Raw genomic sequence first — 23913 nt, forward strand, 5'->3', positions numbered from 1 at the left:
TTGATGAAACGGCTGTATCTTGCCTCTGGCTCGCCGCGTCGGCGTGAACTGCTCACGCAGATCGGCGTGCCATTCACCGCCATCAGTGCGGACATCGATGAAACCCCTCTGGCTCATGAATCCCCCTCGGCCTACGTCGAACGGCTCGCGCGTGGCAAGGCTGCGGCCGGGCGCGATTCGGTGGTGAGCGACGATTCCTTCTGTGTGCTGGGCGCTGATACCGCCGTGGTGCTCGACGGCAAAATTCTCGGCAAACCGGTTGATGAAGCCGACGCTTGCGCCATGCTGAAGATGTTGTCCGGTAAAGAACATGAAGTCCTGACGGCCATTGCGCTGCTCGACGGTGAACGCTGCGAGTCGCGGGTGGTGCGCAGCGTGGTGCGTTTTCGCCCCATCGGCAGCGACGAGGCGGCGGCCTACTGGTCAAGCGGCGAGCCGCGGGACAAGGCGGGTGGTTATGGAATTCAAGGATTGGGTGCGGTATTTGTCGCCGGGCTCGATGGAAGCTACTCGGCGGTGGTTGGACTGCCACTGTGCGAAACCGCGGAACTGCTCGGCCATTTCGGCATACCCTGTTGGCAAACCCATAACGCGCGCTAAGCGTCGTACTGACCAGATGCGGCCATTATCGTGAACATGCCTGAACGAGATCCTGCCATGAGTGAAGAGATTCTGATCAACATCACGCCGATGGAATCGCGCGTGGCGGTGGTCGAAAACGGTGTCCTGCAAGAGGTTCATGTCGAGCGCACGCAAAAGCGCGGGATCGTCGGCAACATCTATAAAGGCAAAGTCGTGCGGGTATTGCCGGGCATGCAGGCGGCATTTGTCGATATTGGCCTGGATCGCGCAGCGTTCATCCATGCTTCGGAAATTTCCCTGCGTGAAGGCCCGGCGGTGGAGAGCATCAGTGCCCTGGTGCACGAAGGCCAGAGCCTGGTGGTGCAAGTCACCAAAGACCCGATCGGCTCCAAAGGCGCACGCCTGACCACTCAGCTGTCGATCCCTTCGCGCTACCTGGTGTACATGCCGCGCACCGCACATGTCGGCATTTCGCTGAAGATCGAAGACGAAGCCGAGCGCGAACGCCTCAAGCAAGTGGTCAGTGATTGCGTCGCCAAAGAAGGCATCCAGGAGGCCGGCGGTTTTATCCTGCGCACGGCAGCCGAAGGCGCCGGGGCTGACGAGATACTCATGGACATTCGCTATCTGCGAAGGCTCTGGGATCAGATCAATGTCCAGATCAAGACCATCAGTGCTCCCAGCGTAATCTATGAAGATCTCGGCCTGGCGCTGCGCACCTTGCGTGACCTGGTCAGCCCGAAGATCGAGAAGATTCGCATCGACTCACGGGAAACCTTCCAGAAAACCACGCAGTTCGTTGCCGAACTGATGCCGGAGATCGCCGATCGTCTGGAGCACTACCCTGGCGAACGACCGATTTTCGATCTGTACGGCGTCGAAGACGAAATCCAGAAAGCCCTGGAACGCAAAGTCCCGCTGAAGTCCGGCGGTTACCTGGTGGTCGATCCGGCAGAAGCCATGAGTACCATCGACGTCAATACAGGGGCGTTCGTCGGTCATCGCAACCTCGAAGAAACCATCTTCAAGACCAACCTTGAGGCTGCAACCGCCATTGCTCGCCAACTGCGCCTGCGCAACCTGGGCGGGATCATCATCATCGACTTCATCGACATGGAAGATGAAGAGCACCAGCGCCAAGTGCTGCGCACGCTGGAGAAGCAGCTGGAGCGTGACCACGCCAAGACCAACATCATCGGCATCACCGAGTTGGGCCTGGTTCAGATGACGCGCAAGCGCACCCGCGAAAGCCTCGAGCAGATATTGTGCGAGCCGTGCACCAGTTGCCAGGGCCGCGGCAAGTTGAAGACCCCGGAAACCGTTTGCTACGAAATCTTCCGCGAAATCCTCCGCGAAGCTCGCGCCTATCAGGCGGAAGGCTATCGTGTATTGGCGAACCAGAAAGTCGTCGATCGCCTGCTCGATGAGGAGTCGGGCAACGTTGCCGAGCTTGAAGGGTTCATTGGGCGCACCATTCGGTTCCAGGTAGAAACCATGTATTCCCAGGAACAATACGACGTGGTGCTGCTCTGATTCGCTGCATTTTGATTGTTTCTGAACGGCTGGCCTCAGCTTTTTGCAGGATTTTTTGCCATGGGAGCCAACTGACATGGAGCGTCTGACACGCATTTTGGCCGCACTGACCCGCTGGGGTCTGGGCCTGTGCGCGTTGGTTTTGGTGTTGATGGCGTTGTACGTCAGTCTGGGCCGGGAGCTGGCGCCCTTGTCGGCCGAGTACCGTGCTGAAGTCGAAGCAAAGGCCGGCGAGGCCTTGGGCATGCCGCTGCAAATCGGCGAGTTGAAAGGCAGCTGGAGGGGGTTCGCCCCTGTTTTGTCGGCTCACGATGTGACCGTGGGCGAGGGCGCTAACGCCCTCCACCTGGATCATGTGCAAGCAGTGCCGGACCTTTGGGCCAGTGTGCTGGCGCGTGACGTGCGCATCGCCCATCTGGAACTCAGCGGCCTGAAGATCAGCCTCAAGCAAGGCGACGACGGTCAGTGGGCGCTGGAAGGCTTCCCGGTCAAGGACGATCAGCCCCTCGATCCGGAACAGTTGCTCAATCGCATGCAGATGCTCCAGCAGTTGTCGTTGCTCGACAGCCAGATCACCTTGCAGCCGTGGGGAGCGTCGCCGCTGACCTTGACCTACGTCGGCCTGAATCTGAAAACCGGTGCCACCCGGCAACGGCTCGATGCCCGCCTGACCCTGCCTGATGGGCAACCGCTGGCCATGAGCCTGCGCACGCGCATTCGCGCGAGCGAGTGGAAGGACGGTTCCGCCGAGATTTACCTGAGCCTGCCGCAAAGTGACTGGTCGAAATGGTTGCCCGAGAGCATCAGCCAACAGTGGAATTTTTCCGAAATAAAGGCCGGTGGCGAGCTGTGGGCAACCTGGGGCCAAGGCATGCTGCAAAGCGCCGCAGTGCGTTTGAATGCCCCCCAACTCAAGGGTGCCTATGCCGACCGTAAACCGGTTCAGATCAATAATCTGGCGCTAAACGGCTATTTCCAGCGCAGTGCCGAAGGCATGTTGGTGACGGTGGATTCCCTGGCGATGAACCTCGGCGAGACCCGCTGGGAATCGCGTCTGCAAGTCAAGCAGTCTGTCGCTGACGACAAGTCCGGGGAACTCTGGCATTTGCAGGCCGACCGCTTCGAGCTTACCCCGCTCACGCCATTGCTCAATGCCCTGGCACCACTGCCGGAAGGATTTGCCACGGTGGTCGAGCGGCTAAAGGTCACCGGCGGGTTGCGGAATGTGCTGATCGATCTGCGGCCCGATGCCACGGATGACAGCAAGTTCAGCTTTGCCGCCAACCTCGACCGGGTCGGTTTCGATGCCTATCACGGTGCGCCGGCGGCGCGAAATGTCACGGGCAGCATCAGCGGTGACCTTGGGCACGGCGAATTGCGCATGGACAGCAAGGATTTCATGCTGCACCTGGACCCGATTTTCGCCAAGCCATGGCAGTACATTCAAGCCAATGCCCGCCTGACCTGGAAGCTCGACAAAGAAGGTTTCACGCTGATCGCGCCATACCTGAAAGTGTTGGGCGAAGAGGGCAAGATTGCCGGCGATTTCCTGATCCGCCTGCATTTCGATCACACCCAGGAAGACTACATGGACCTGCGGGTCGGTATGGTCGAGGGTGACGGTCGTTATACCGCCAAGTACCTGCCGGCGGTCCTCAGCCCGGCATTGGACGAATGGCTGCGCACGGCGATTCTCAAAGGAGCGGTGGATCAAGGTTTCTTCCAGTACCAAGGGTCGTTGAACCACGGCGCGGCCGATACCGCGCGCAGCATCAGTCTGTTTTTCAAGGTGCACGATGCCGAATTGGCATTCCAGCCGGGTTGGCCCCATGTCAGCAAGGTCACGGGTGATGTGTTCGTGGAAGACAGTGGTGTGAGGATTCTGGCCAGCAAGGGGCAACTGCTCGACACCCAGGTCAGCGATATTTACGTCAATATTCCCCATGCACCGGAAGGGCAAAGTCCTCACCTGTTTCTCGACGGCGCGTTCGCCGGAGGCCTGGGCGATGGCCTGAAAATCCTGCAGCAAGCACCCATCGGTACCGCCGACACCTTCGCCGGATGGGAAGGCGACGGTGATCTGCAAGGCAAGTTGAAGCTGGATATTCCACTGACCAAGGGCGAACAACCGAAAATCCTGGTCGACTTCAAGACGGCCAAGGCTCGCCTGAAGCTGGCCGAACCGCCTCTGGAACTCACTCAGCTCAAAGGCGATTTCCGATTCGACAGTGCCAAAGGACTGAGCGGGCAGAACATCACCGCCCGTGCGTTCGACAAACCGGTGAGCGCGCAGATCTTCGCCGATGGCCGCGAGGGCAAGCTCAATACACGGGTCACCGCTTCGGGGCAAGTCGAAGTCAAAAAACTCTCGGAGTGGCTGAGCGTAACCCAGCCACTGCCCGCCAGCGGCGTGATTCCGTATCAGCTGAAACTGACCCTGGATGGGGCTGATAGCCAATTGATGGTCAATTCCGATCTCAAAGGCGTTGCAATTGATTTGCCGGCACCTTTCGGCATGACAGCAGATGCGGGGCGCGATACGACGTTCCGCATGACCCTGCAAGGAGCGGAGCGTCGTTACTGGGTGAATTATGGCGAATTGGCCAACTTCACCTTTGCCGCACCGACCGGCAATTTTGCCGAGGGGCGCGGTGAGTTGTTCCTGGGCAACGGCAATGCGGTGCTGCCTGACGCAAAAGGCCTGCGGGTGCGCGGCGTGCTGTCGGAGCTGGACATCGGTCCGTGGCAGGACTTGATGACCAAATACGCCGGGAAAGACCCCGGTGGCAGTGCCAAACAGCTGCTCAGCGGCGCGGATTTCAAGGTTGGCAAGCTCAGCGCCCTCGGCACCACGCTGGATCAGGCGTCGGTGCAGTTGACACGCAAGCCGGCCTCCTGGGCTTTGCAACTCGACAGTCAGCAGGTCAAGGGCAGCGCCAGCATTCCTGATTCGAAAGTCGCACCGATCGTGATCAATCTGCAAACCGTACGTCTGCCGGCACCCGACCCCACGGTCCTGGCCGACGAGAATTCGCCGGATCCGCTGGCGTCTGTAGACCCGAGCAAGATCCCGGCGCTGGATATCACCATCAATCAACTGTTCCAGGGCAATGACCTGGTGGGCGGCTGGTCGTTGAAGGTGCGTCCGACGGGCAGGGGCATTGCTCTCAACTCGCTGGACATGGGCCTCAAGGGCATCCTGTTGCAAGGCAACGGCGGCTGGGAAGGCGCGCCCGGCTCCAGCACAAGCTGGTTCAAGGGCCGGATCAACGGCAAGAACCTGGCGGATGTGCTCAAGGGCTGGGGCTTTGCGCCAAGCGTCACCAGTCAGGAATTCCGTATGGATGTCGATGGCCGATGGCCCGGCTCACCGGCCTGGCTAGCCTCCAAGCGATTCTCCGGCACCCTCGATGCTTCGATGAAGGAAGGCCAGTTTGTGGAAGTCGAGGGCGGTGCTCAGGCATTGCGGGTGTTCGGGTTGCTCAATTTCAACTCCATTGGCAGGCGCTTGCGCCTGGACTTCTCCGACCTGTTCGGTAAAGGCTTGAGCTACGACAGGGTCAAGGGGCTGCTGGTGGCAACCAACGGCGTGTACGTCACCCGCGAGCCGATCCAGATGACAGGCCCCTCGAGCAATGTTGAACTCAATGGCACCCTGAACCTGGTGGGCGATCAGATCGACGCCAAATTGTTGGTGACCTTGCCGGTGACCAACAACCTGCCGATTGCCGCACTGATCGTCGGCGCACCGGCCATCGGCGGGGCGCTGTTCCTGATCGACAAGTTGATTGGTGATCGTGTGGCCCGTTTTGCCAGCGTGAAATACACCGTCAAAGGCCCCTGGAAAGACCCGAAAATCACCTTCGACCAACCTTTTTGAAACGCCAGCCTTCGGACCTTTGGAGTAGCATGGTCAGAACGGCTCGCCCCCCTGTAGGAGCGAGCTTGCTCGCGAAGAATGTGAGAACACCGCATTCATCCAGGCAGTACGCGTTATCGTTCACGTCCACGGCGAGCAAGCTCGCTCCTACAGGTTTGTGCTGATTTCAATCAAGGAAAAACCCATGTCTGTTGCGGTGATTCAAATGGTCAGCCAGAGCGATGTGCTGGCCAATCTGACCCAGGCCCGTCGCTTGCTGGAGCAGGCTGCGGCCGCGGGTGCCAGGCTTGCCGTGCTGCCGGAAAACTTCGCCGCCATGGGCCGACGCGATATTGCCGACATCGGCCGCGCCGAGGCGCTGGGCGAAGGCCCGATACTGCCCTGGTTGAAACGGACCGCATGCGACCTCAAATTATGGATAGTGGCTGGCACTTTGCCGTTGCCTCCGGTGGATCAACCGACGGCCAAGTCGCATGCCTGCTCATTGCTGGTCAATGATCAGGGCGAAACGGTGGCGCGCTATGACAAGTTGCATTTGTTCGACGTGGACGTAGCCGACAATCGCGGCCGTTATCGCGAATCCGATGACTATGCTTATGGCAGTGGGGTAGTGGTTGCGGACACGCCGGTGGGGCGAGTCGGCCTGACGGTCTGTTATGACTTGCGCTTCCCGGAGCTGTACAGCGAATTGCGTGCCGCCGGCGCGGAACTGATTACCGCGCCGTCGGCCTTTACCGCGGTGACTGGCGCCGCGCACTGGGACGTGCTGATTCGCGCGCGGGCCATCGAAACCCAGTGTTATGTGCTCGCGGCTGCCCAGGGTGGGACGCATCCGGGGCCGCGGGAGACCTGGGGCCATGCGGCAATCGTCGATCCATGGGGACGCGTGTTGGCGCAACAGGATCAGGGCGAGGCCGTGCTGCTGGCCGAACGTGACAGCAACGAACAGGCGTCCATCCGGGCGCGGATGCCGGTGTCCAGTCACCGGCGCTTTTTCTCGCAGGGCGCCCAGCGACCTGCATCAGAACGACGAATTTAAGGCGTAAAACATATGAGCGAGTTGTTGTCCTCAGTCAGTGAACACCTCCTGGCGCCCGGCGGCGTAACGATTGAAAGTCTGCAAGGTGTGCTTGGCGACCTGGCCGGTCCGGGTATCGATGCCGCCGACCTGTATTTCCAGGGGCAGATCTCCGAGTCCTGGGCGCTGGAAGACGGCATCGTCAAGGAAGGCAGCTTCAACCTTGACCAGGGTGTGGGAGTGCGGGCGCAATCGGGTGAAAAAACCGGTTTCGCCTACAGCAACGCGATCACCCTGGAAGCCCTGGGTGCAGCGGCCCGTGCTGCCCGTTCGATCTCCCGTGCCGGGCAAAATGGCACGGTGCAAGCGTTCACCACCCAGGATGTCGCGCAGTTGTACGCGCCGGACAATCCTCTGGAAGTGCTGACCCGTGCCGAGAAGGTCGACCTGCTCAAGCGCATCGATGCTGCCACGCGCGCGCTCGATCCGCGCATCCAGCAAGTCACCGTGAGCATGGCCGGTGTCTGGGAGCGAATTCTGGTGGCATCCACCGACGGCGGGCTGGCGGCGGATGTGCGGCCGCTGGTGCGTTTCAATGTCAGTGTGATCGTCGAGCAGAACGGCCGTCGCGAGCGCGGTGGTCATGGCGGTGGCGGTCGCACCGATTACCGTTATTTCCTCGCCGAAGATCGCGCCATGAGTTATGCCCGCGAAGCGCTGCGCCAGGCACTGGTCAATCTGGAGGCTATTCCTGCGCCGGCTGGCACATTGCCCGTGGTGCTCGGTTCGGGCTGGTCGGGCGTGCTGCTGCACGAAGCAGTCGGCCACGGTCTGGAAGGTGACTTCAATCGCAAGGGCAGCTCGGCCTATAGCGGGCGCATGGGCGAGATGGTTGCCTCCAAGCTCTGCACCATCGTCGATGACGGCACCCTGTCCGGTCGCCGTGGCTCCTTGAGCGTTGACGACGAAGGTACCCCGACCGAGTGCACCACGCTGATCGAGAACGGCGTGCTCAAGGGTTACATGCAGGACAAGCTCAACGCGCGCCTGATGGGCGTGGCCCGCACCGGTAACGGGCGTCGTGAATCCTATGCACACTTGCCCATGCCACGCATGACCAACACCTACATGCTGGCCGGCGAAAGCGACCCGGCGGAAATCATCGCCTCGGTGAAGAAGGGCATCTACTGCGCCAACCTTGGCGGCGGTCAGGTCGATATCACCAGTGGCAAGTTCGTATTCTCCACCAGCGAGGCGTACCTGATCGAAGACGGCAAGATCACCGCCCCGGTCAAAGGCGCGACCTTGATCGGCAACGGCCCGGAAGCCATGAGCAAGGTGTCGATGGTCGGCAACGATCTGGCGCTGGATAGTGGCGTGGGGACGTGCGGCAAGGATGGGCAGTCGGTGCCGGTGGGTGTCGGCCAGCCAACGCTGAAAATTGATGCGATTACCGTGGGTGGCACGGGCTCGTAAGGAATGGAGCGGCGGGTGAGTCGCGTGGCGACTCACCCGGTCCGGGAATCAACGCAGACCGCGTTGAGTCTCGTCCAGCTCACGGATGTACTTGAAGATTTTACGGCTGGAAGCAGGAGGCTTGTTTTGCGCAACCTCGTGCTGGGCCTGACGGATCATGGAACGCAGCTGCTGGCGATCGGCGTCAGGGTAGTCGACGACGAATTTTTCCAGAACGGCATCGTCACCGGCAATCAGGCGATCCCGCCAGCGCTCCAGGTTATGGAAGCGCTCGTTGTACTGGCGAGTGGAGGCATCGAGTTGGTCGAGCAAAACCAGAATGGCGTCAGTGTCCTGATCGCGCATCAATTTGCCGATGAACTGAAGATGCCGTTTACGCGCGATGTTCGCGGTGTGCTTGGGGGCATCGGCCAGGGCCCGGCGCAAGGCGTCGGTCAAAGGCAGTTTTGCCACCAAGTCAGGCTTGAGTGTTGTAAGGCGCTCGCCAAGATCAACCAGAGCATGCAGCTCGCGTTTGACCTGGGATTTGCTTTTTTCTCCCGTATCGAGGGAGTCGTCGTAAGAATCAACCATGGTGGCCGTCCGCAAAGAAACGCCGCCATGATAACCAGTCGGGGGCCGCTTGTCCGGCCCGGTCGCTCGATGAGCGTCACCGAAAGCAGAATTTGAGTGGAGAACAGCATGAGTGCAGTTGAAAGCGTCGGCCCACAAGCATTGCCGGCACTGCAAGAACAAGTCGAGCAGATCATCGCTGAAGCCAAGCGCCAGGGCGCCAGCGCCTGTGAAGTGGCGGTGTCCCTGGAGCAGGGGCTGTCGACTTCGGTACGCCAGCGCGAGGTCGAAACCGTCGAATTCAACCGTGATCAGGGCTTTGGTATCACCCTGTACGTGGGGCAACGCAAGGGGTCGGCCAGCACCTCGGCCAGTGGTCCGGAGGCGATTCGGGAAACCGTGGCGGCGGCACTGGCCATCGCCAGGCACACCTCCGAAGACGAAGCGTCGGGCCTGGCAGATGCGGCGCTGATGGCCAGGGATCTGCAAGATTTTGATCTGTTCCACGAATGGGACATCACCCCGGAGCAGGCCATCGAAAAAGCCCTGCTCTGCGAAGCGGCGGCATTCGATGCCGACGCGCGGATCAAGAACGCCGACGGCACCACCCTGAGCACCCATCAGGGTTGCCGGGTCTACGGCAACAGCCACGGGTTTATCGGCGGCTATGCATCGACCCGGCACAGCCTGAGCTGCGTGATGATCGCCGAGGCCGATGGCCAGATGCAGCGTGATTACTGGTACGACGTGAACCGTCAGGGCAACCTGTTGGCCGACCCGGTGAGCATCGGCCAGCGCGCCGCGCAACGGGCGGCGAGCCGCCTGGGCGCGCGTCCGGTCCCGACCTGCGAAGTACCGGTGCTGTTTTCCGCGGAGCTGGCCGGTGGTTTGTTCAGCAGTTTCCTGTCGGCGATTTCCGGTGGCAACCTGTATCGCAAGTCGTCGTTCCTCGAAGGCACGCTGGGGCAGAAGCTGTTTCCGGAGTGGCTGACCCTCGACGAGCGTCCGCACCTGATGCGTGCCTTGGGCAGTGCGGCGTTCGATGGCGATGGCCTGGCGACCTACGCCAAACCGTTCGTCGAAAAAGGCGAACTGGTGTCCTATATTCTCGGTACGTACTCCGGTCGCAAACTCGGCATGCCGAGCACCGCGAATGCCGGTGGCGTGCACAACCTGTTCGTCACCCATGGCGACGAAGACCAGGCTGCCTTGCTGCGGCGTATGGGGCGTGGCTTGCTGGTGACCGAGCTGATGGGTCAGGGCCTGAACATGGTGACGGGCGATTACTCCCGTGGCGCGGCGGGTTATTGGGTTGAGAACGGCGAAATCCAGTTCGCGGTTCAGGAAGTGACCATCGCCGGCAACATGCGCGACATGTTCAAGCAGATCCTCGCCGTGGGTAACGATCTGGAACTGCGCAGCAACATTCGTACGGGCTCGGTGCTGATCGAGCGGATGACAGTCGCCGGTAGCTGATCTTTCTCGCTGTAAACAAAGGCGCGCCACCCATCGGGTGGCGCGCTTTTTTTATGCGCCGTGCACTGCCCCCCTGTAGGAGCAAAGCTTGCTCGAGATGGCGGCGTAACAGTCAACATCGATGCTGAATGTTAATCCGTCATCGCGAGCAAGCTTTGCTCCTACAGAAGCGTTTGTGTGCTGTGGCTCACTTGTTTTGTTTCTCATTATCATTTAATAATAAATCTCATTATCGAATGAGCCCGGATCATGAGTTCTGCCTTGCACGAGCAGCCTTACCTCGAAAGTTGGCGCTGGATGAGTCGCCAGATCCGTTGCGCGATGGATCCCGACGAACCTCGCCTGATCCAACATTACCTGGCGGAAGGCCGGTACCTGGCCTGTTGCACGGCAACTTCACCCTGGACCGTCGCTGAAACCTCTTTCCGTTTATTGCTCGATACCGCCGCCGATGTCGCACTGCCCTGGCACTGGCGCACCTACTGCCTGGACCAGGCCTGGCGTCCGCTGCGTGATCTGGAACGCCTCTCTCTGTGCAAATGCCGCCTCAAGCGCTGGCAAAGCTACACCTGGCAACTGGCGACCTGCGAGTTGCAACCCTCGATTCCGTTAATTGAACTGGTGCAAGGATTTTCAGATGACCAAGACACGTATTGAGCGCGACAGCATGGGTGAACTACAGGTCCCGGAAGGCGCCCTCTATGGCGCACAGACGCAACGTGCGGTGGATAACTTCCCGATCAGCGGCAAACCGATGCCGATGCAGTTCATTCGCGCACTGATCCTGGCCAAGGCCGCGGCCGCCCGCGCCAACATCGAGCTCAAGCAGATCAGCGAATCCCTGGGCAAAGCCATCGTCGATGCAGCGCAAGGTCTGCTTGAAGGCGATTTCATGCAGCACTTCCCTGTGGATATCTTCCAGACCGGTTCCGGCACCAGTTCCAACATGAACGCCAACGAAGTGATCGCCACGCTGGCCAGCCGTTTGCTCGGCGAGCCGGTGAACCCTAACGATCACGTCAACTGTGGCCAAAGCAGCAACGACATCATTCCGACCACCATCCACGTCAGTGCGGCGCTGGCATTACACGAGCAGTTGTTGCCGGCGCTGACCGGGCTGGTGCAGGTGATCGAGCGCAAGGCCGGACAGGTGCATCACCATGTCAAAACAGGGCGTACCCACCTGATGGATGCGATGCCGGTGCGCATGAGCCAGGTACTCAACGGTTGGGCGCAACAGCTCAAGGCCAATATCGGTCATTTGCAGGATTTGCAGCCAAGCCTGCAATCCCTGGCCCAGGGTGGCACGGCGGTGGGCACCGGGGTCAATGCGCATCCCGAGTTCGCCGGGCGATTCAGCCAGCAGCTGAGCAGACTGACCCAGGTTCAATTCACCCCGGGTGTGGATCTGTTTGCGTTAATCGGTTCCCAGGACACCGCCGTCGCTGTCTCCGGGCAACTCAAGGCTACTGCCGTATCGCTGATGAAAATCGCCAATGACCTGCGCTGGATGAACTCCGGGCCGTTGGCCGGCCTGGGTGAAATCGAACTCGAAGCCTTGCAACCGGGTTCTTCGATCATGCCGGGCAAGGTCAATCCGGTCATTCCTGAAGCCACCGCCATGGTGGCTGCTCAAGTCATCGGCAACGACACCGTCATCACCATCGCCGGTCAGTCGGGCAACTTCGAGCTGAACGTCATGCTGCCGATCGTTGCCCAGAACCTTCTCAGCAGCATCGAATTGCTGGCCAATGCCAGCCGTCTGCTCGGTGAAAAGGCTATCGCCAGCTTCAAGGTCAATGACGCACGGCTCAAGGAAGCGTTGTCGCGTAACCCGATTCTGGTGACCGCACTCAACCCGATCATTGGCTACCAGAAGGCTGCGGAAATCGCCAAGAAGGCTTATCAGCAAGGCCGGCCCGTGATCGATGTCGCCCTGGAACATACCGACCTGTCGCGCAGCCAGCTGGAAGAGCTGCTTAACCCGGAAAAACTCACCGCTGGCGGCGTGTAAACACCACCACCGCTTTGGAGGTTCACCATGGAGCACTGGAAACGCACGATCGAAAGAGCCAATCGCTTTTTCATGTTGGGTGAACTGGTCGATGCTCGCGAGGCTTACTTGCAGGCATTGGCCCTGGCCCAAGTGTTGTTCGAGCGCTGGGCGAATGCCGATGAAGCGGTGGCGGCCTGCGTGATTTCCCATCACAACCTGGCGGACCTGCATTTGCGTTTGAACCAGCCGGAGGAGAGCGCCGAGTACCTGTGCGCGATTCACCAGCGGCTGTTGCAGGTCATGCAGGATCCGCGGCTGCCGCAGTCCTTGCGTGAAGCTGCGTTGCGCCAGAGCAGCAAAACCTACGTCGAGCTGCTGAATTTCATCAGCGAACACGGCGAGTACCCGCGCACCCATCGCTTGCTGCACATCGATGCCGCCACGCCTGCGCCCCAACCACATGGAGTTCACTGAAATGGCTTTTACCTTGCCTGTCTTGCCGTACGCCTATGACGCCCTGGAACCGCACATCGATGCGCAGACCATGGAGATTCACTACACCAGGCATCACCAGACCTACATCAACAACCTGAACGCCGCGGTCGAAGGCACTGAGTTCGCCGAGTGGCCGGTGGAAAAACTGGTGGCCGCCGTGCACCAACTGCCGGAAAAACTCCGTGCGGCAGTGATCAATCAGGGCGGTGGTCACGCCAATCATTCGTTGTTCTGGGAAGTTATGGCGCCCCATGGTGGCGGCAAGCCTGAAGGTGCACTGGCCAACGCCATCGATGAGCAACTGGGTGGTCTCGACAGCTTCAAGGATGCCTTCACCAAAGCGGCGCTGACCCGTTTCGGCAGTGGTTGGGCCTGGTTGAGCGTGACGCCGCTAAAGACCCTGGTGGTGGAAAGCAGCGGTAACCAGGACAGCCCATTGATGAGCGGCAATACGCCGATCCTCGGCCTGGATGTCTGGGAACATGCCTATTACCTGCATTATCAGAACCGCCGCCCGGAATACATCAGTGCGTTCTACAACGTGATCAACTGGCCTGAAGTTGCTGCGCGCTATCAGGCTGCACTGATTTAAGTCTTCATAAAAACAATCCAAGGCTGACTATGGGCACTGAAACACTGGCGATCGGAAGTGGACGAATGTTTCGTTACGCGTTTGGATCGCTGTTAATGCTGGCGGGCATGAGCTTGCTGGTGGCGCACGGGCTGGAGTGGCTGGAACTGGAACCCAGGTTATCGCGGGCGTTGCAGGGTGGTGTGATCTGCGCCCTCGGCACCGCGCTGGGTGCGGTGCCGGTGCTGGTGATTCGGCGCATGCCCCAGGCTCTGGGCGATACTTTGTTGGGGTTTGGTGCTGGCGTGATGCTGGCGGCGACCGCGTTTTCGCTGATCGTGCCCGGCATAGCGGCAGCAGAAAGCCTTGGCATGACCCCGTGGACGGCCAGTGGCCTGATCTGTTTGGGCATCATGCTCGGCGCGTTCGGTCTGTTTCTGGTGGATCGCAAAGTGTCCGGTGCATCACCGCAAATGCTCGTCGGCACGGTGGAGCATCCGGTGATTGCGCCGCGGATCTGGCTGTTCGTGTTCGCGATCATTGCCCATAACATTCCCGAAGGTATGGCCGTCGGCGTCTCGGCAGGTGGCGGTATGCCTGATGCCGACAGTCTGGCGATGGGCATTGCGTTGCAGGATGTGCCGGAAGGGTTGGTGATTGCCCTGGTATTGGCCGGAGCAGGGATGTCGCGGTTCAAGGCGTTCCTGATGGGTGCCGCATCAGGCCTGGTCGAGCCAGTGTTCGCCCTGTTGTGCGCGTGGCTGGTGAGCCTGGCTGAACTGCTGTTGCCTTTGGGCCTGGCATTGGCAGCCGGGGCCATGTTGCTGGTGGTGACCCACGAAGTCATTCCCGAGTCGCGTCGACACGGTCATGACAAGTTGGCCAGCCTTGGGCTGTTGATCGGATTCTGTCTGATGATGGTGATGGATACTGCGCTCGACTAGGCGAGCATTCACTCGCCTTCGTCGAAGAAGTTATTGATCAAGGCCACCAGCGCATCCATCGCTTCCTGCTCCTGCTCGCCTTCCGTGCTCAGATGGATTTTGGTGCCCTTGCCGGCAGCAAGCATCATCATGGCCATGATGCTTTTGCCGTCGACGGTGGATTCCGGCGTGCGTCCTACCCTGATCGTGCAATCCTTGAATTGGCCGGCGACCCCGACGAATTTTGCGGACGCCCGGGCATGCAGGCCCAGTTTGTTGATGATTTCGATTTCCAGAGCAGGCATCGCGATGTGAATCCTTTAGCTGAGGTCGCGGTGGCGGACCTGGACGTTCTTCAGGGATTGCTGCAGGGTCTTGCCCAAGCGTTCGGTCAGGTAGACAGAGCGGTGATGTCCGCCGGTGCAACCGATGGCAATGGTGACATAAGCGCGGTTGCTGGCAGCAAAGCGGGGTAGCCATTTGAGCAGGTAGGTGGAGATATCCTGGAACATTTCTTCGACATCCGGCTGTGCCGCCAGATACTCCGCAACCGGTTGATCGAGCCCGGACTGCGCGCGTAACTCCGGTTTCCAGTAGGGATTGGGCAGGCAGCGTACATCGAACACCAGGTCGGCATCGACCGGCATGCCACGCTTGAAGCCGAAAGATTCCACCAGGAAAGCTGTGCCGGGTTCCGGCTGGTTCAACAGGCGTAGCTTGATGGTATCGCGCAGTTGATACAGGTTCAGATTGGTGGTGTTTACTTTGAGATCGGCCAGGTCGGCGATAGGGCCGAGCAGGTCCGTTTCATCATTGATCGCCTCGGCCAGCGAGCGATTGGCACTGCTCAGCGGGTGGCGACGGCGGGTTTCAGAGAAGCGTTTGAGCAGGGTTTCTTCGTCGGCATCCAGGTACAGGACATCACACTGGATGTGACGGCTGCGGACTTCTTCCAGCAGCTCTGGGAACCGCGACAAGTGGCTTGGCAGGTTGCGTGCATCGATGGATACGGCAACCAGCGGCTGTGACAGTTCAGTGTGAATCAACGCGCGTTCGGCCAACTCCGGCAACAAGCCGGCAGGCAGGTTGTCGATGCAGTAGTAGCCGTTGTCCTCAAGCACATCGAGGGCGGTACTTTTACCTGAGCCGGAACGGCCGCTGACGATGATCAAGCGCATGATTAGTGCCCGTTTTGCTCGTCCAGGACAACCTGATACAAGGCTTCATTGCTCGGGGCGCTACGCAGTTTGTCGCGCACGTCCTTGCGGTCGAGCATGCTGGCGATCTGGCGCAACAGCTCCAGGTGCGCATCGGTAGCGGCTTGCGGGACCAACAGGACGAACAGCAGGTCAACCGGTGCGCCATCGATGGCGTCGAAATCGATAGGGGCGTCAAGGTGCATCAAGGCGCTGATGGGCGAGATACAACCCTTCAGGCGACAATGAGGGATGGCGATGCCGTTGCCAAAACCGGTCGAACCGAGTTTTTCACGGGCAATCAAAGCCTCGAAGACATCTTGCATCTCCAGTCCCGGCACTTCGCGGGCGATCAGATTGGCAATTTGCTCGAGGGCTTTCTTTTTACTGCCGCCCGGCACGTTCACCAGGGAACGGCCGGGGGTCAGGATGCTTTCAAGTCGGATCATGGGTTGGGAGTGTTAACGACCGGTAGCGCCCTGGAGGAGGCTCTGGGTCTTTTCCTTATGCTTTTTGAGTTGTTTATCCAGCTTGTCGGTCAGTGCGTCGATCGCCGCGTACATATCGGTATGTTCCGCGTTGGCGACCACTTCATTGCCGGGAATATGCAACGTGGCTTCGATTTTCTGCTTCAGCTTTTCGACCGTCATCGTGACCTGCACGTTGGTGATCTTGTCGAAATGTCGCTCCAATCGTTCGAGTTTTTCGCCGATGTAGGTGCGAAGAGGTTCGGTCACTTCCAGTTGGTGTCCACTGATGTTGACTTGCATACAGCTTCTCCTTCGTTGCCAGTGCATTAAGCGGTAGATCAGATGATCTACCACTGGAACGCTGTGGCGTGGCTCTACATCAACCGCTTGCGTTCGCTCGAAGGCGCGATCCCGAGGGATTCGCGGTACTTGGCGACGGTGCGGCGAGCCACCTGAATGCCTTGTGCCTCCAGTAAACCAGCGATCTTGCTGTCACTCAACGGCTTTTTCTGATTTTCCGCGGCAACCAGTTTTTTGATGATCGCGCGGATCGCCGTGGACGAGCATTCGCCGCCTTCAGAGGTGCTGACGTGACTGGAGAAAAAGTATTTCAGTTCATAGATGCCCCGGGGGGTATGCATGAATTTCTGTGTGGTCACTCGAGAGATCGTTGACTCGTGCATGCCGACCGCTTCAGCGATGTCATGCAGGACCAGTGGTTTCATGGCTTCGTCGCCATATTCCAGGAAGCCGCGCTGATGCTCGACGATCTGGGTGGCCACTTTCATCAGGGTTTCGTTGCGGCTTTGCAGGCTCTTGATGAACCAGCGGGCCTCCTGCAACTGATTGCGCATGAAGGTGTTATCAGCGCTGGTGTCGGCGCGGCGCACGAAGCCGGCGTACTGGGCGTTGACCCGCAGCCGTGGCACGGACTCCTGGTTCAGTTCCACAAGCCAGCGCTCATTGTCCTTGCGCACGATCACGTCAGGGACGACGTATTCGGCTTCGGTAGATTCGATCTGGGAGCCGGGACGCGGATTGAGGCTCTGAACCAGTTCGATGACCTGGCGCAGCTCATCTTCCTTGAGCTTCATGCGGCGCATCAACTGACTGTAATCGCGGCTGCCGAGCAGATCGATAAAATCGGTCACCAGGCGCTTGGCCTCGTTCAGCCATGGAGTCTTGACCGGCAACTGGCGCAATTGCAGCAACAGGCATTCACCCAGGTTCCGGGCGCCGATGCCGGCTGGTTCGAATTGCTGGATGCGGTGCAGGACGGCTTCGATTTCGTCCAGTTCGATGTCCAATTCCGGATCGAAGGCCTCGAGTATTTCCTCGAGTGTTTCGTCCAGATAGCCCTGATTGTTGATGCAGTCGATCAGGGTTACGGCGATCAGGCGGTCGGTGTCGGACATCGGCGCCAGGTTCAATTGCCAGAGCAAGTGGCTTTGCAGGCTTTCACCGGCGGATGTGCGGGTGGTGAAATCCCACTCATCGTCATCGTTGCTCGGCAGGCTGCTGGCGCTGGTCTGGTAAACGTCTTCCCATGCCGTGTCGACAGGAAGTTCGTTGGGGATGCGCTCGTTCCAGTCGCCTTCGTCGAGGTTATCAACGGTTGGCGCGCTTTCCTGGTAGGAGGGTTCCTGAGTCTCGGTGTTGGGCTTCTGTTCGACGTTGTCGGCCAAGGGGTCAGTGTTATCGAAGTCGTCGCCTTCTTCCTGGCGTTCGAGCATCGGATTGGACTCCAGGGCCTCCTGGATTTCCTGTTGCAGGTCCAGGGTCGACAATTGGAGCAGACGGATGGCCTGTTGCAGCTGCGGTGTCATCGTCAGCTGCTGGCCCATTCTCAAGACTAGCGATGGTTTCATGGCAGGGGCTTAACACCTTATTCGCCGGCGCACATGCGCCATCCACTACAGGGCGCCGGAGCGCCAAACATAAGCAAATTATATGCCCGAAGTTGCGGTGTTTGCCTAGAGCGCTGTAACAATAAAAAAGTGTTGATTTTTTATCGAGACAAGCGCTCGGTCGACTAGCCAGGCGCCTCAGTGCTTACAGGCGGAACTCATGCCCCAGGTACACTTCCTTGACCAGGTCGTTGGCCAGGATGGTATGAGCGTCACCTTCGGCGATCAATTGGCCATCGTTGACGATGTAGGCGGTTTCGCAGATATCCAGGGTTTCACGGACGTTATGGTCAGTGATCAGGACGCCAATGCCCTTGGCCTTCAGATGGTGGATGATCTGTTTGATATCGCCCACCGAAATCGGGTCCACGCCGGCGAAGGGTTCGTCGAGCAGGATGAATTTTGGATTGGTGGCCAGTGCACGGGCAATTTCCACGCGGCGACGCTCGCCACCGGACAGGCTCATGCCAAGGTTGTCGCGAATGTGGCTGATGTGGAATTCCTGCAGCAGGCTTTCCAGCTCTTTGCGACGGCCGGCCTTGTCGAGTTCCTTGCGGGTCTCGAGGATGGCCATGATGTTGTCGGCCACCGAGAGTTTGCGGAAGATCGACGCTTCTTGCGGAAGATAGCCGATACCGGCCTTCGCGCGGCCGTGCATGGGCTGGTGGCTGACGTCCAGGTCGTCGATCAGGACGCGGCCCTGATCGGCCTGGACCAGGCCAACGATCATGTAGAAACAGGTGGTCTTGCCGGCACCGTTGGGGCCAAGCAGGCCAACGATCTGACCGCTGTCGATGGACAGGCTGACGTCACGCACGACCTGGCGGCTCTTGTAGCTCTTGGCCAGATGCTGAGCTTTCAGAGTTGCCATTACTGGGCCTTTTGCTCGTCGGTTTTCTTTTTCGGCTGGATCACCATGTCGATGCGCGGACGCGCCTCGGTGACTTTACTGCCGGTGGCGCGACCGGCACTGGCCAGCTTCTTGACCGTGTCGTAGACGATTTTCTCGCCTTGGGTGGTGTTGTTGTCCTTGTCGATGACTTTGGCGCGATCGATCAGCACAACGCGGTTCTGCGTGGCGTGGTACTGGATCGTCACTCCCCAACCCTGGACGGGTTTGGTGTCGCCTTGGGTTTGCAATTGCTCGAAGTAAGCCAGGTTGCCCACTGAAGTCATCACGTCGATATCGCCGGCAGGAGTGCGGGTGACGGTCACGGTGTTGCCGGTAACCTTCATCGAGCCCTGGGTGATGATCACGTCACCTTTATAGGTGGCAATGCCATTCTTGTCGTCCAGCTGGGCATCGTCGGCCTGGATGCGGATAGGCTGCTCTTGATCGTTCGGCAGGGCCCAGGCGCTCACGCTTCCCAGTGCTGCGCCCAGACTGAGCAAAATAGGGAGGGTTTTAACGAGCCTCATACTGTCCTCTTACGTTCGAGAGCAGGTGTATCCTGCTTTCTTTCAAATACGCTTTCATTCCAATGCCTGTCGATACACCGCCGGCGCCGTCGATTCTAACGGGTTGCTCGGTCTGCGCATATTGCTGCTGCGGGAACACCGTCATGCGAGTGGTGGTGATCAGGGTTTTGCGGTTTTTCTCGTCGAAGCGCGTGATGCGTACCGAGTCGATCAGTTCAACCTGTGTGCCGTCGGGATTGACTTCACCCTTCTCGCTCTGGACGTGCCATGGAAATTCGGTGCCACGGAATATGTTCAGGTCGGGGTTGGTCAGCAATGTCACTTCGGTGGCTTTGAGGTGTTCGACCTTGTCCGAAGTCATGTCGTATTGCAATTTCCCGTCCGGCAGGAACTGCACGCTATGGGCGTTGGTGGCGTAATAGTCGATCGCGCTTTCGTCGACTTGCGTAACCGGCTTGTCGAGGAAGCGTTCCGGGCTGATGTTCCAGTAGCCGACCGCAGCGAAAATCGCCGCGATGCAACCGAAGATCAGGATGTTGCGAATCTTTTTGCTCAGCATGTCTGGCTCACAGGTACGCGGCGTTGGCCGCATCGAGGCGGCCCTGGGCGCGCAGGATCAATTCGCAGAATTCGCGGGCGGCACCTTCGCCACCACGGGCCTGGGTAATGCCATGAGCGTGTTCGCGCACGAAACTGGCGGCGTTGGCCACTGCCATGCCCAGTCCCACGCGGCGAATCACCGGCAAGTCAGGCAAGTCGTCACCCAGGTACGCGACCTGTTCATAGCTTAGGTTGAGTTGGCCAAGAAGCTCGTCGAGCACTACCAGTTTGTCTTCGCGACCCTGATACAGATGCGGAATGCCGAGGTTCTTCGCCCGTCGCTCGACCACTGGAGTCTTGCGGCCGCTGATGATGGCGGTCTGTACGCCGGCGGCCATCAGCATCTTGATGCCCTGGCCGTCGAGGGTGTTGAACGTCTTGAATTCGCTGCCGTCTTCGAGGAAGTACAAGCGCCCGTCGGTGAGAACGCCGTCGACGTCGAAAACTGCCAGCTTGATCTGTTGGCCGCGTTGCAGCAGGTCCGTGCTCATTACATTACCCCTGCACGCAACAAGTCGTGCATGTTCAAGGCGCCGACCGGGCGGTCTTCACCGTCGACCACCACCAGTGCGTTGATTTTATGGTCTTCCATGATTTTCAGGGCCTCGGCGGCGAGCATCTCGGCGCGGGCAGTCTTGCCGTGGGCGGTCATGACTTGATCGATGGTGACGCTGTGTATGTCGATGGTGCGGTCCAGGGTGCGGCGCAGATCGCCGTCGGTGAATATCCCGGCCAGCTTGCCGTCGGCTTCAAGGATTACGGTCATGCCCAGGCCCTTGCGGGTCATTTCCATCAGGGCGTCCTTGAGCAGGGTGCCGCGCTGAACCTGCGGCAGCTCTTGCCCGGCGTGCATGACGTTTTCCACTTTCAGCAACAGACGTCGGCCCAGTGCACCACCAGGATGGGAAAAGGCGAAGTCTTCGGCGGTGAATCCGCGGGCTTCCAGCAAGGCGACGGCCAGGGCATCGCCCATGACCAGCGCGGCGGTTGTCGAAGAGGTGGGCGCCAGGTTCAGCGGGCAGGCTTCATGCTCGACGATAACATTGAGGTTGACCTCGGAGGCCTTGGCCAGCGGCGAGTCGGGATTGCCGGTCATGCTGATCAGTTGGATGCCCAGGCGCTTGATCAGCGGCAGCAGGGTCACGATTTCATGGGTGGAACCGGAGTTCGACAGCGCCAGGATGATGTCGTCGCGGGTGATCATGCCCATGTCACCATGACTGGCTTCAGCCGGGTGGACGAAAAATGCCGGGGTGCCGGTGCTGGCCAGGGTGGCGGCGATCTTGTTGCCGATATGCCCCGACTTGCCCATGCCGACCACGACTACGCGGCCTTTGCTGGCCAGAATCATCTCGCAGGCGCGTACGAAATCTGCGTCGATATGCGGCAGCAAGCCTTGTACGGCTTCCACCTCGAGGCGGATGGTGCGTTGGGCGGATTGAATCAGGTCGCTGGATTGGCTCATGTCAGAAATCATTTAGCCTGATGAAAAGGCGGCGATTATAACGGTTATGATCAAAACCCTCACGCAAGTTCGTCGCGCATTGTCATTCCCTGCTACCGAATCACACCAGGTAATGCTTTTGGCTGGTCATGTTGCTGCACATGGCCCGGCAATGACCTTGGGTGCCTGGCGTTTGCAGTGATATAGTTCGCCGCCAGTTCGGCCCGCCCGGGAATATGTGCTTTCGTCAGAAAGTCAGGCGTCCGAGTGAGAGGCTGCATCGCAAGGAGTTTAGATGAGTGCCGATAACGCCTACGCGGTCGAGCTGAAGGGACTGACCTTCAAGCGCGGTGCGCGCAGCATTTTCAATAACGTCGATATCCGTATTCCCCGCGGCAAGGTCACCGGCATCATGGGACCTTCCGGGTGTGGCAAGACTACGCTGTTGCGGTTGATGGGCGCGCAGTTGCGACCTACCCGGGGCGAAGTCTGGGTCAACGGCCAGAACCTGCCGAAACTCTCGCGCAGCGATCTGTTCGATGCCCGCAAGCACATGGGCGTGCTGTTTCAGAGTGGCGCACTGTTTACCGATCTCGATGTGTACGAGAACGTGGCCTTTCCGCTGCGCGTTCACACCGAGCTGTCGGATGAAATGATCCGCGATATCGTCCTGCTCAAGTTGCAGGCCGTGGGTTTGCGTGGCGCCATCGAACTGATGCCCGACGAACTGTCCGGTGGCATGAAGCGTCGTGTCGCGCTGGCGCGGGCGATAGCGCTCGATCCGCAGATTCTCATGTATGACGAGCCCTTTGTCGGTCAGGACCCTATCGCCATGGGTGTGCTGGTGCGCCTGATCCGCCTGCTCAACGATGCTCTGGGCATCACCAGTATCGTGGTTTCCCACGATCTGGCCGAGACCGCGAGCATTGCCGATTACATCTATGTAGTGGGCGACGGGCAGGTGTTGGGGCAGGGCACACCGAAGGAACTGATGAATTCGGACGACCCGAAAATTCGTCAATTCATGACCGGGGAGCCCGATGGCCCGGTTCCGTATCACTTTCCAGCGCCGGATTACCGCGCAGATCTCCTGGGGAAGCGCCGCTGATGCGCAGAATTACATTAATAGAACGCGTACGCCGGTTTGGTCGGGCCGGGATCGACACTGTTGCGGTGTTCGGTCGTTCAACGCTGTTCCTGTTTCACGCGTTGCTGGGCCGCGGCGGCATCGGCGGCGGTTTCGGCCTGCTGGTCAGGCAATTGCACTCCGTGGGCGTGATGTCGCTGGTGATCATCGTGGTCTCCGGCATCTTCATCGGCATGGTGCTGGCGCTGCAGGGCTTCAATATCCTGTCCAGTTACGGTTCGGAGCAGGCAGTAGGGCAGATGGTAGCGCTGACCCTGTTACGCGAATTGGGCCCGGTAGTGACGGCTTTGCTGTTTGCCGGGCGTGCCGGTTCGGCGCTGACGGCTGAAATCGGCAACATGAAGTCCACCGAACAATTGTCCAGCCTGGAAATGATCGGGGTCGACCCGCTCAAGTACATCATTGCCCCACGCTTGTGGGCCGGTTTCATTTCCCTGCCGGTGCTGGCGATGATTTTCAGCGTGGTGGGTATCTGGGGTGGCTCGTGGGTGGCGGTCGACTGGCTGGGTGTTTATGACGGCTCCTACTGGTCGAACATGCAGAACAGCGTGACCTTCTCTGACGATGTGCTCAACGGCATCATCAAAAGCATGGTTTTTGCCTTTGTGGTGACCTGGATCGCCGTATTCCAAGGCTATGACTGCGAGCCCACTTCCGAGGGGATCAGTCGTGCCACTACCAAGACCGTGGTGTATGCCTCTCTGGCTGTGCTCGGCCTGGACTTTATTCTGACCGCCTTGATGTTTGGAGATTTCTGATGCAAAACCGCACCCTGGAAATCGGTGTCGGCCTTTTCTTGCTGGCCGGCGTCCTGGCTTTATTGTTGCTGGCGTTGCGGGTGAGTGGCTTGTCCCCGAGCCCGAGCACCGACACTTATAAACTTTATGCGTATTTCGACAATATCGCCGGTTTGACGGTCAGAGCTAAAGTGACCATGGCCGGTGTGACCATCGGCAAGGTCACGGCGATCGATCTGGACCGCGACAGTTTCACCGGTCGAGTGACCATGCAGCTGGAAAAGCGTGTGGATAACCTGCCCGCCGACTCCACTGCGTCTATCCTGACCGCTGGCCTGTTGGGCGAGAAATACATCGGCATCAGCGTGGGCGGGGAAGAAGCCCTGCTCAAGGATGGCGGGACCATCCATGACACCCAGTCGTCGCTGGTGCTCGAGGACCTGATCGGTAAGTTTCTTCTCAATACCGTAAGCAAAGACGCCAAATGAGGA

25 protein-coding genes are annotated in these 23913 nt (G+C 59.4%); 14 read left to right on the plus strand and 11 right to left on the minus strand.

Features of this window, described 5'->3' with window-relative positions:
* Window positions 1-3 precede the first annotated feature (3 nt).
* From LAB08_RS03830 to tldD, 5 genes are all read left to right on the plus strand, one after another.
* A complete protein-coding gene (locus LAB08_RS03830) occupies window positions 4-600 on the plus strand; it encodes a Maf family protein (protein ID WP_096513455.1) in 597 nt (198 codons plus the stop codon).
* A 57-nt stretch (window positions 601-657) separates the two neighbouring features.
* Entirely contained in the window at window positions 658-2115 is a 1458-nt protein-coding gene (gene rng, locus LAB08_RS03835) for a ribonuclease G (protein WP_096513454.1), read from the plus strand.
* 76 nt (window positions 2116-2191) lie between these two features.
* On the plus strand, window positions 2192-5995 hold the full coding sequence (locus LAB08_RS03840) for a YhdP family protein (protein WP_096513453.1): 3804 nt from the start codon (window positions 2192-2194) through the stop codon (window positions 5993-5995).
* A gap of 184 nt (window positions 5996-6179) precedes the next feature.
* The gene (locus LAB08_RS03845) at window positions 6180-7034 is read left to right on the plus strand and encodes a carbon-nitrogen hydrolase family protein (protein WP_096513452.1); all 855 of its coding nucleotides are present in this window, start codon (window positions 6180-6182) and stop codon (window positions 7032-7034) included.
* Between the two features lie 12 nt (window positions 7035-7046).
* On the plus strand, window positions 7047-8489 hold the full coding sequence (gene tldD, locus LAB08_RS03850; RefSeq protein WP_096513451.1) for a metalloprotease TldD: 1443 nt from the start codon (window positions 7047-7049) through the stop codon (window positions 8487-8489).
* A 48-nt stretch (window positions 8490-8537) separates the two neighbouring features.
* Here tldD and yjgA read toward each other — a convergent pair whose 3' ends face one another.
* Entirely contained in the window at window positions 8538-9062 is a 525-nt protein-coding gene (gene yjgA, locus LAB08_RS03855) for a ribosome biogenesis factor YjgA (RefSeq protein ID WP_008018722.1), read from the minus strand.
* 108 nt (window positions 9063-9170) lie between these two features.
* Here yjgA and pmbA point away from each other — a divergent pair, with 108 nt between their 5' ends.
* The 6 genes from pmbA to LAB08_RS03885 all read left to right on the plus strand — a co-directional run bounded on the left by pmbA (window position 9171) and on the right by LAB08_RS03885 (window position 14523).
* Window positions 9171-10517: a metalloprotease PmbA gene (gene pmbA, locus LAB08_RS03860; RefSeq protein WP_096513450.1), complete on the plus strand. Its 1347-nt coding sequence runs from the start codon at window positions 9171-9173 to the stop codon at window positions 10515-10517.
* Between the two features lie 249 nt (window positions 10518-10766).
* Window positions 10767-11174 carry a FagA protein gene (locus LAB08_RS03865; protein WP_096513449.1) on the plus strand — a complete coding sequence of 136 codons (408 nt, stop codon included), beginning with the start codon at window positions 10767-10769 and terminating at the stop codon, window positions 11172-11174.
* Entirely contained in the window at window positions 11155-12531 is a 1377-nt protein-coding gene (locus tag LAB08_RS03870) for a class II fumarate hydratase (protein WP_096513448.1), read from the plus strand. The genes LAB08_RS03865 and LAB08_RS03870 overlap by 20 nt, the downstream gene beginning before the upstream one ends.
* A 27-nt stretch (window positions 12532-12558) precedes the next feature.
* Window positions 12559-12987 (plus strand): DUF2753 family protein, encoded by a 429-nt coding sequence (locus tag LAB08_RS03875; RefSeq protein ID WP_096513447.1) that lies wholly within the window; start codon window positions 12559-12561, stop codon window positions 12985-12987.
* 1 nt (window position 12988) lies between these two features.
* A complete protein-coding gene (locus LAB08_RS03880) occupies window positions 12989-13600 on the plus strand; it encodes a superoxide dismutase (protein ID WP_096513446.1) in 612 nt (203 codons plus the stop codon).
* 29 nt (window positions 13601-13629) lie between these two features.
* Window positions 13630-14523, plus strand: a complete 894-nt coding sequence (locus tag LAB08_RS03885; protein ID WP_096513445.1) for a ZIP family metal transporter — start codon at window positions 13630-13632, stop codon at window positions 14521-14523.
* 8 nt (window positions 14524-14531) lie between these two features.
* Here the strand turns inward: LAB08_RS03885 and LAB08_RS03890 are convergent, their stop codons facing one another.
* The 10 genes from LAB08_RS03890 to LAB08_RS03935 form a co-directional block, all read right to left on the minus strand.
* The gene (locus LAB08_RS03890; RefSeq protein WP_096513444.1) at window positions 14532-14807 is read right to left on the minus strand and encodes an HPr family phosphocarrier protein; all 276 of its coding nucleotides are present in this window, start codon (window positions 14805-14807) and stop codon (window positions 14532-14534) included.
* 15 nt (window positions 14808-14822) lie between these two features.
* Window positions 14823-15680, minus strand: coding sequence for an RNase adapter RapZ (gene rapZ / locus LAB08_RS03895; protein ID WP_096513443.1), 858 nt, complete (start codon window positions 15678-15680; stop codon window positions 14823-14825).
* Window positions 15681-15682: 2 nt separating this feature from the next.
* On the minus strand, window positions 15683-16147 hold the full coding sequence (ptsN, locus tag LAB08_RS03900) for a PTS IIA-like nitrogen regulatory protein PtsN (protein WP_096513442.1): 465 nt from the start codon (window positions 16145-16147) through the stop codon (window positions 15683-15685).
* A gap of 12 nt (window positions 16148-16159) precedes the next feature.
* Complete coding sequence (gene hpf / locus LAB08_RS03905) at window positions 16160-16468, minus strand: ribosome hibernation-promoting factor, HPF/YfiA family (protein ID WP_007941242.1); 309 nt, start codon at window positions 16466-16468, stop codon at window positions 16160-16162.
* Between the two features lie 74 nt (window positions 16469-16542).
* On the minus strand, window positions 16543-18036 hold the full coding sequence (locus tag LAB08_RS03910; RefSeq protein WP_096513441.1) for an RNA polymerase factor sigma-54: 1494 nt from the start codon (window positions 18034-18036) through the stop codon (window positions 16543-16545).
* A gap of 184 nt (window positions 18037-18220) precedes the next feature.
* Window positions 18221-18946 (minus strand): LPS export ABC transporter ATP-binding protein, encoded by a 726-nt coding sequence (gene lptB, locus LAB08_RS03915; RefSeq protein ID WP_096513440.1) that lies wholly within the window; start codon window positions 18944-18946, stop codon window positions 18221-18223.
* The gene (gene lptA, locus LAB08_RS03920) at window positions 18946-19494 is read right to left on the minus strand and encodes a lipopolysaccharide transport periplasmic protein LptA (RefSeq protein WP_096513439.1); all 549 of its coding nucleotides are present in this window, start codon (window positions 19492-19494) and stop codon (window positions 18946-18948) included. The genes lptB and lptA overlap by 1 nt, the downstream gene beginning before the upstream one ends.
* Window positions 19481-20053 carry an LPS export ABC transporter periplasmic protein LptC gene (gene lptC / locus LAB08_RS03925; protein WP_096513438.1) on the minus strand — a complete coding sequence of 191 codons (573 nt, stop codon included), beginning with the start codon at window positions 20051-20053 and terminating at the stop codon, window positions 19481-19483. Before lptC ends, lptA begins: the two co-directional genes overlap by 14 nt.
* 7 nt (window positions 20054-20060) lie before the next feature.
* Window positions 20061-20585 carry a KdsC family phosphatase gene (locus tag LAB08_RS03930; RefSeq protein WP_096513437.1) on the minus strand — a complete coding sequence of 175 codons (525 nt, stop codon included), beginning with the start codon at window positions 20583-20585 and terminating at the stop codon, window positions 20061-20063.
* Window positions 20585-21559, minus strand: coding sequence for a KpsF/GutQ family sugar-phosphate isomerase (locus LAB08_RS03935; protein WP_096513436.1), 975 nt, complete (start codon window positions 21557-21559; stop codon window positions 20585-20587). Before LAB08_RS03935 ends, LAB08_RS03930 begins: the two co-directional genes overlap by 1 nt.
* A 274-nt stretch (window positions 21560-21833) precedes the next feature.
* Between LAB08_RS03935 and LAB08_RS03940 the strand changes: the two genes are divergently transcribed.
* From LAB08_RS03940 to mlaD, 3 genes are read left to right on the plus strand one after another with little or no spacing between them, the layout of a single operon-like run.
* Window positions 21834-22646, plus strand: coding sequence for an ATP-binding cassette domain-containing protein (locus LAB08_RS03940; RefSeq protein ID WP_096513435.1), 813 nt, complete (start codon window positions 21834-21836; stop codon window positions 22644-22646).
* Entirely contained in the window at window positions 22646-23443 is a 798-nt protein-coding gene (mlaE, locus tag LAB08_RS03945; RefSeq protein WP_096513434.1) for a lipid asymmetry maintenance ABC transporter permease subunit MlaE, read from the plus strand. The genes LAB08_RS03940 and mlaE overlap by 1 nt, the downstream gene beginning before the upstream one ends.
* Window positions 23443-23910, plus strand: a complete 468-nt coding sequence (gene mlaD, locus LAB08_RS03950; RefSeq protein ID WP_096513433.1) for an outer membrane lipid asymmetry maintenance protein MlaD — start codon at window positions 23443-23445, stop codon at window positions 23908-23910. Before mlaE ends, mlaD begins: the two co-directional genes overlap by 1 nt.
* Window positions 23911-23913 lie beyond the last annotated feature (3 nt).

The sequence above is a fragment of the Pseudomonas izuensis genome (genome assembly GCF_002356535.2).
Lineage (GTDB): Bacteria > Pseudomonadota > Gammaproteobacteria > Pseudomonadales > Pseudomonadaceae > Aquipseudomonas > Aquipseudomonas izuensis.

What these genes read in the sequence shown, in the direction of transcription:
- rng (WP_096513454.1), top strand. Translation starts at nt 658, where the DNA reads ATGAGTGAAGAGATTCTGATCAACATCACGCCGATGGAATCGCGCGTG.
- lptC (WP_096513438.1), bottom strand. Translation starts at nt 20,053, where the DNA reads ATGCTGAGCAAAAAGATTCGCAACATCCTGATCTTCGGTTGCATCGCG.
- LAB08_RS03940 (WP_096513435.1), top strand. Translation starts at nt 21,834, where the DNA reads ATGAGTGCCGATAACGCCTACGCGGTCGAGCTGAAGGGACTGACCTTC.
- mlaE (WP_096513434.1), top strand. Translation starts at nt 22,646, where the DNA reads ATGCGCAGAATTACATTAATAGAACGCGTACGCCGGTTTGGTCGGGCC.
- LAB08_RS03930 (WP_096513437.1), bottom strand. Translation starts at nt 20,585, where the DNA reads ATGAGCACGGACCTGCTGCAACGCGGCCAACAGATCAAGCTGGCAGTT.
- LAB08_RS03880 (WP_096513446.1), top strand. Translation starts at nt 12,989, where the DNA reads ATGGCTTTTACCTTGCCTGTCTTGCCGTACGCCTATGACGCCCTGGAA.
- LAB08_RS03875 (WP_096513447.1), top strand. Translation starts at nt 12,559, where the DNA reads ATGGAGCACTGGAAACGCACGATCGAAAGAGCCAATCGCTTTTTCATG.
- tldD (WP_096513451.1), top strand. Translation starts at nt 7,047, where the DNA reads ATGAGCGAGTTGTTGTCCTCAGTCAGTGAACACCTCCTGGCGCCCGGC.
- rapZ (WP_096513443.1), bottom strand. Translation starts at nt 15,680, where the DNA reads ATGCGCTTGATCATCGTCAGCGGCCGTTCCGGCTCAGGTAAAAGTACC.
- yjgA (WP_008018722.1), bottom strand. Translation starts at nt 9,062, where the DNA reads ATGGTTGATTCTTACGACGACTCCCTCGATACGGGAGAAAAAAGCAAA.
- LAB08_RS03845 (WP_096513452.1), top strand. Translation starts at nt 6,180, where the DNA reads ATGTCTGTTGCGGTGATTCAAATGGTCAGCCAGAGCGATGTGCTGGCC.
- LAB08_RS03840 (WP_096513453.1), top strand. Translation starts at nt 2,192, where the DNA reads ATGGAGCGTCTGACACGCATTTTGGCCGCACTGACCCGCTGGGGTCTG.
- lptA (WP_096513439.1), bottom strand. Translation starts at nt 19,494, where the DNA reads ATGAGGCTCGTTAAAACCCTCCCTATTTTGCTCAGTCTGGGCGCAGCA.
- lptB (WP_096513440.1), bottom strand. Translation starts at nt 18,946, where the DNA reads ATGGCAACTCTGAAAGCTCAGCATCTGGCCAAGAGCTACAAGAGCCGC.
- pmbA (WP_096513450.1), top strand. Translation starts at nt 9,171, where the DNA reads ATGAGTGCAGTTGAAAGCGTCGGCCCACAAGCATTGCCGGCACTGCAA.
- LAB08_RS03830 (WP_096513455.1), top strand. Translation starts at nt 4, where the DNA reads ATGAAACGGCTGTATCTTGCCTCTGGCTCGCCGCGTCGGCGTGAACTG.
- LAB08_RS03870 (WP_096513448.1), top strand. Translation starts at nt 11,155, where the DNA reads ATGACCAAGACACGTATTGAGCGCGACAGCATGGGTGAACTACAGGTC.
- LAB08_RS03935 (WP_096513436.1), bottom strand. Translation starts at nt 21,559, where the DNA reads ATGAGCCAATCCAGCGACCTGATTCAATCCGCCCAACGCACCATCCGC.
- ptsN (WP_096513442.1), bottom strand. Translation starts at nt 16,147, where the DNA reads ATGATCCGACTTGAAAGCATCCTGACCCCCGGCCGTTCCCTGGTGAAC.
- LAB08_RS03865 (WP_096513449.1), top strand. Translation starts at nt 10,767, where the DNA reads ATGAGTTCTGCCTTGCACGAGCAGCCTTACCTCGAAAGTTGGCGCTGG.
- LAB08_RS03890 (WP_096513444.1), bottom strand. Translation starts at nt 14,807, where the DNA reads ATGCCTGCTCTGGAAATCGAAATCATCAACAAACTGGGCCTGCATGCC.
- LAB08_RS03910 (WP_096513441.1), bottom strand. Translation starts at nt 18,036, where the DNA reads ATGAAACCATCGCTAGTCTTGAGAATGGGCCAGCAGCTGACGATGACA.
- mlaD (WP_096513433.1), top strand. Translation starts at nt 23,443, where the DNA reads ATGCAAAACCGCACCCTGGAAATCGGTGTCGGCCTTTTCTTGCTGGCC.
- LAB08_RS03885 (WP_096513445.1), top strand. Translation starts at nt 13,630, where the DNA reads ATGGGCACTGAAACACTGGCGATCGGAAGTGGACGAATGTTTCGTTAC.
- hpf (WP_007941242.1), bottom strand. Translation starts at nt 16,468, where the DNA reads ATGCAAGTCAACATCAGTGGACACCAACTGGAAGTGACCGAACCTCTT.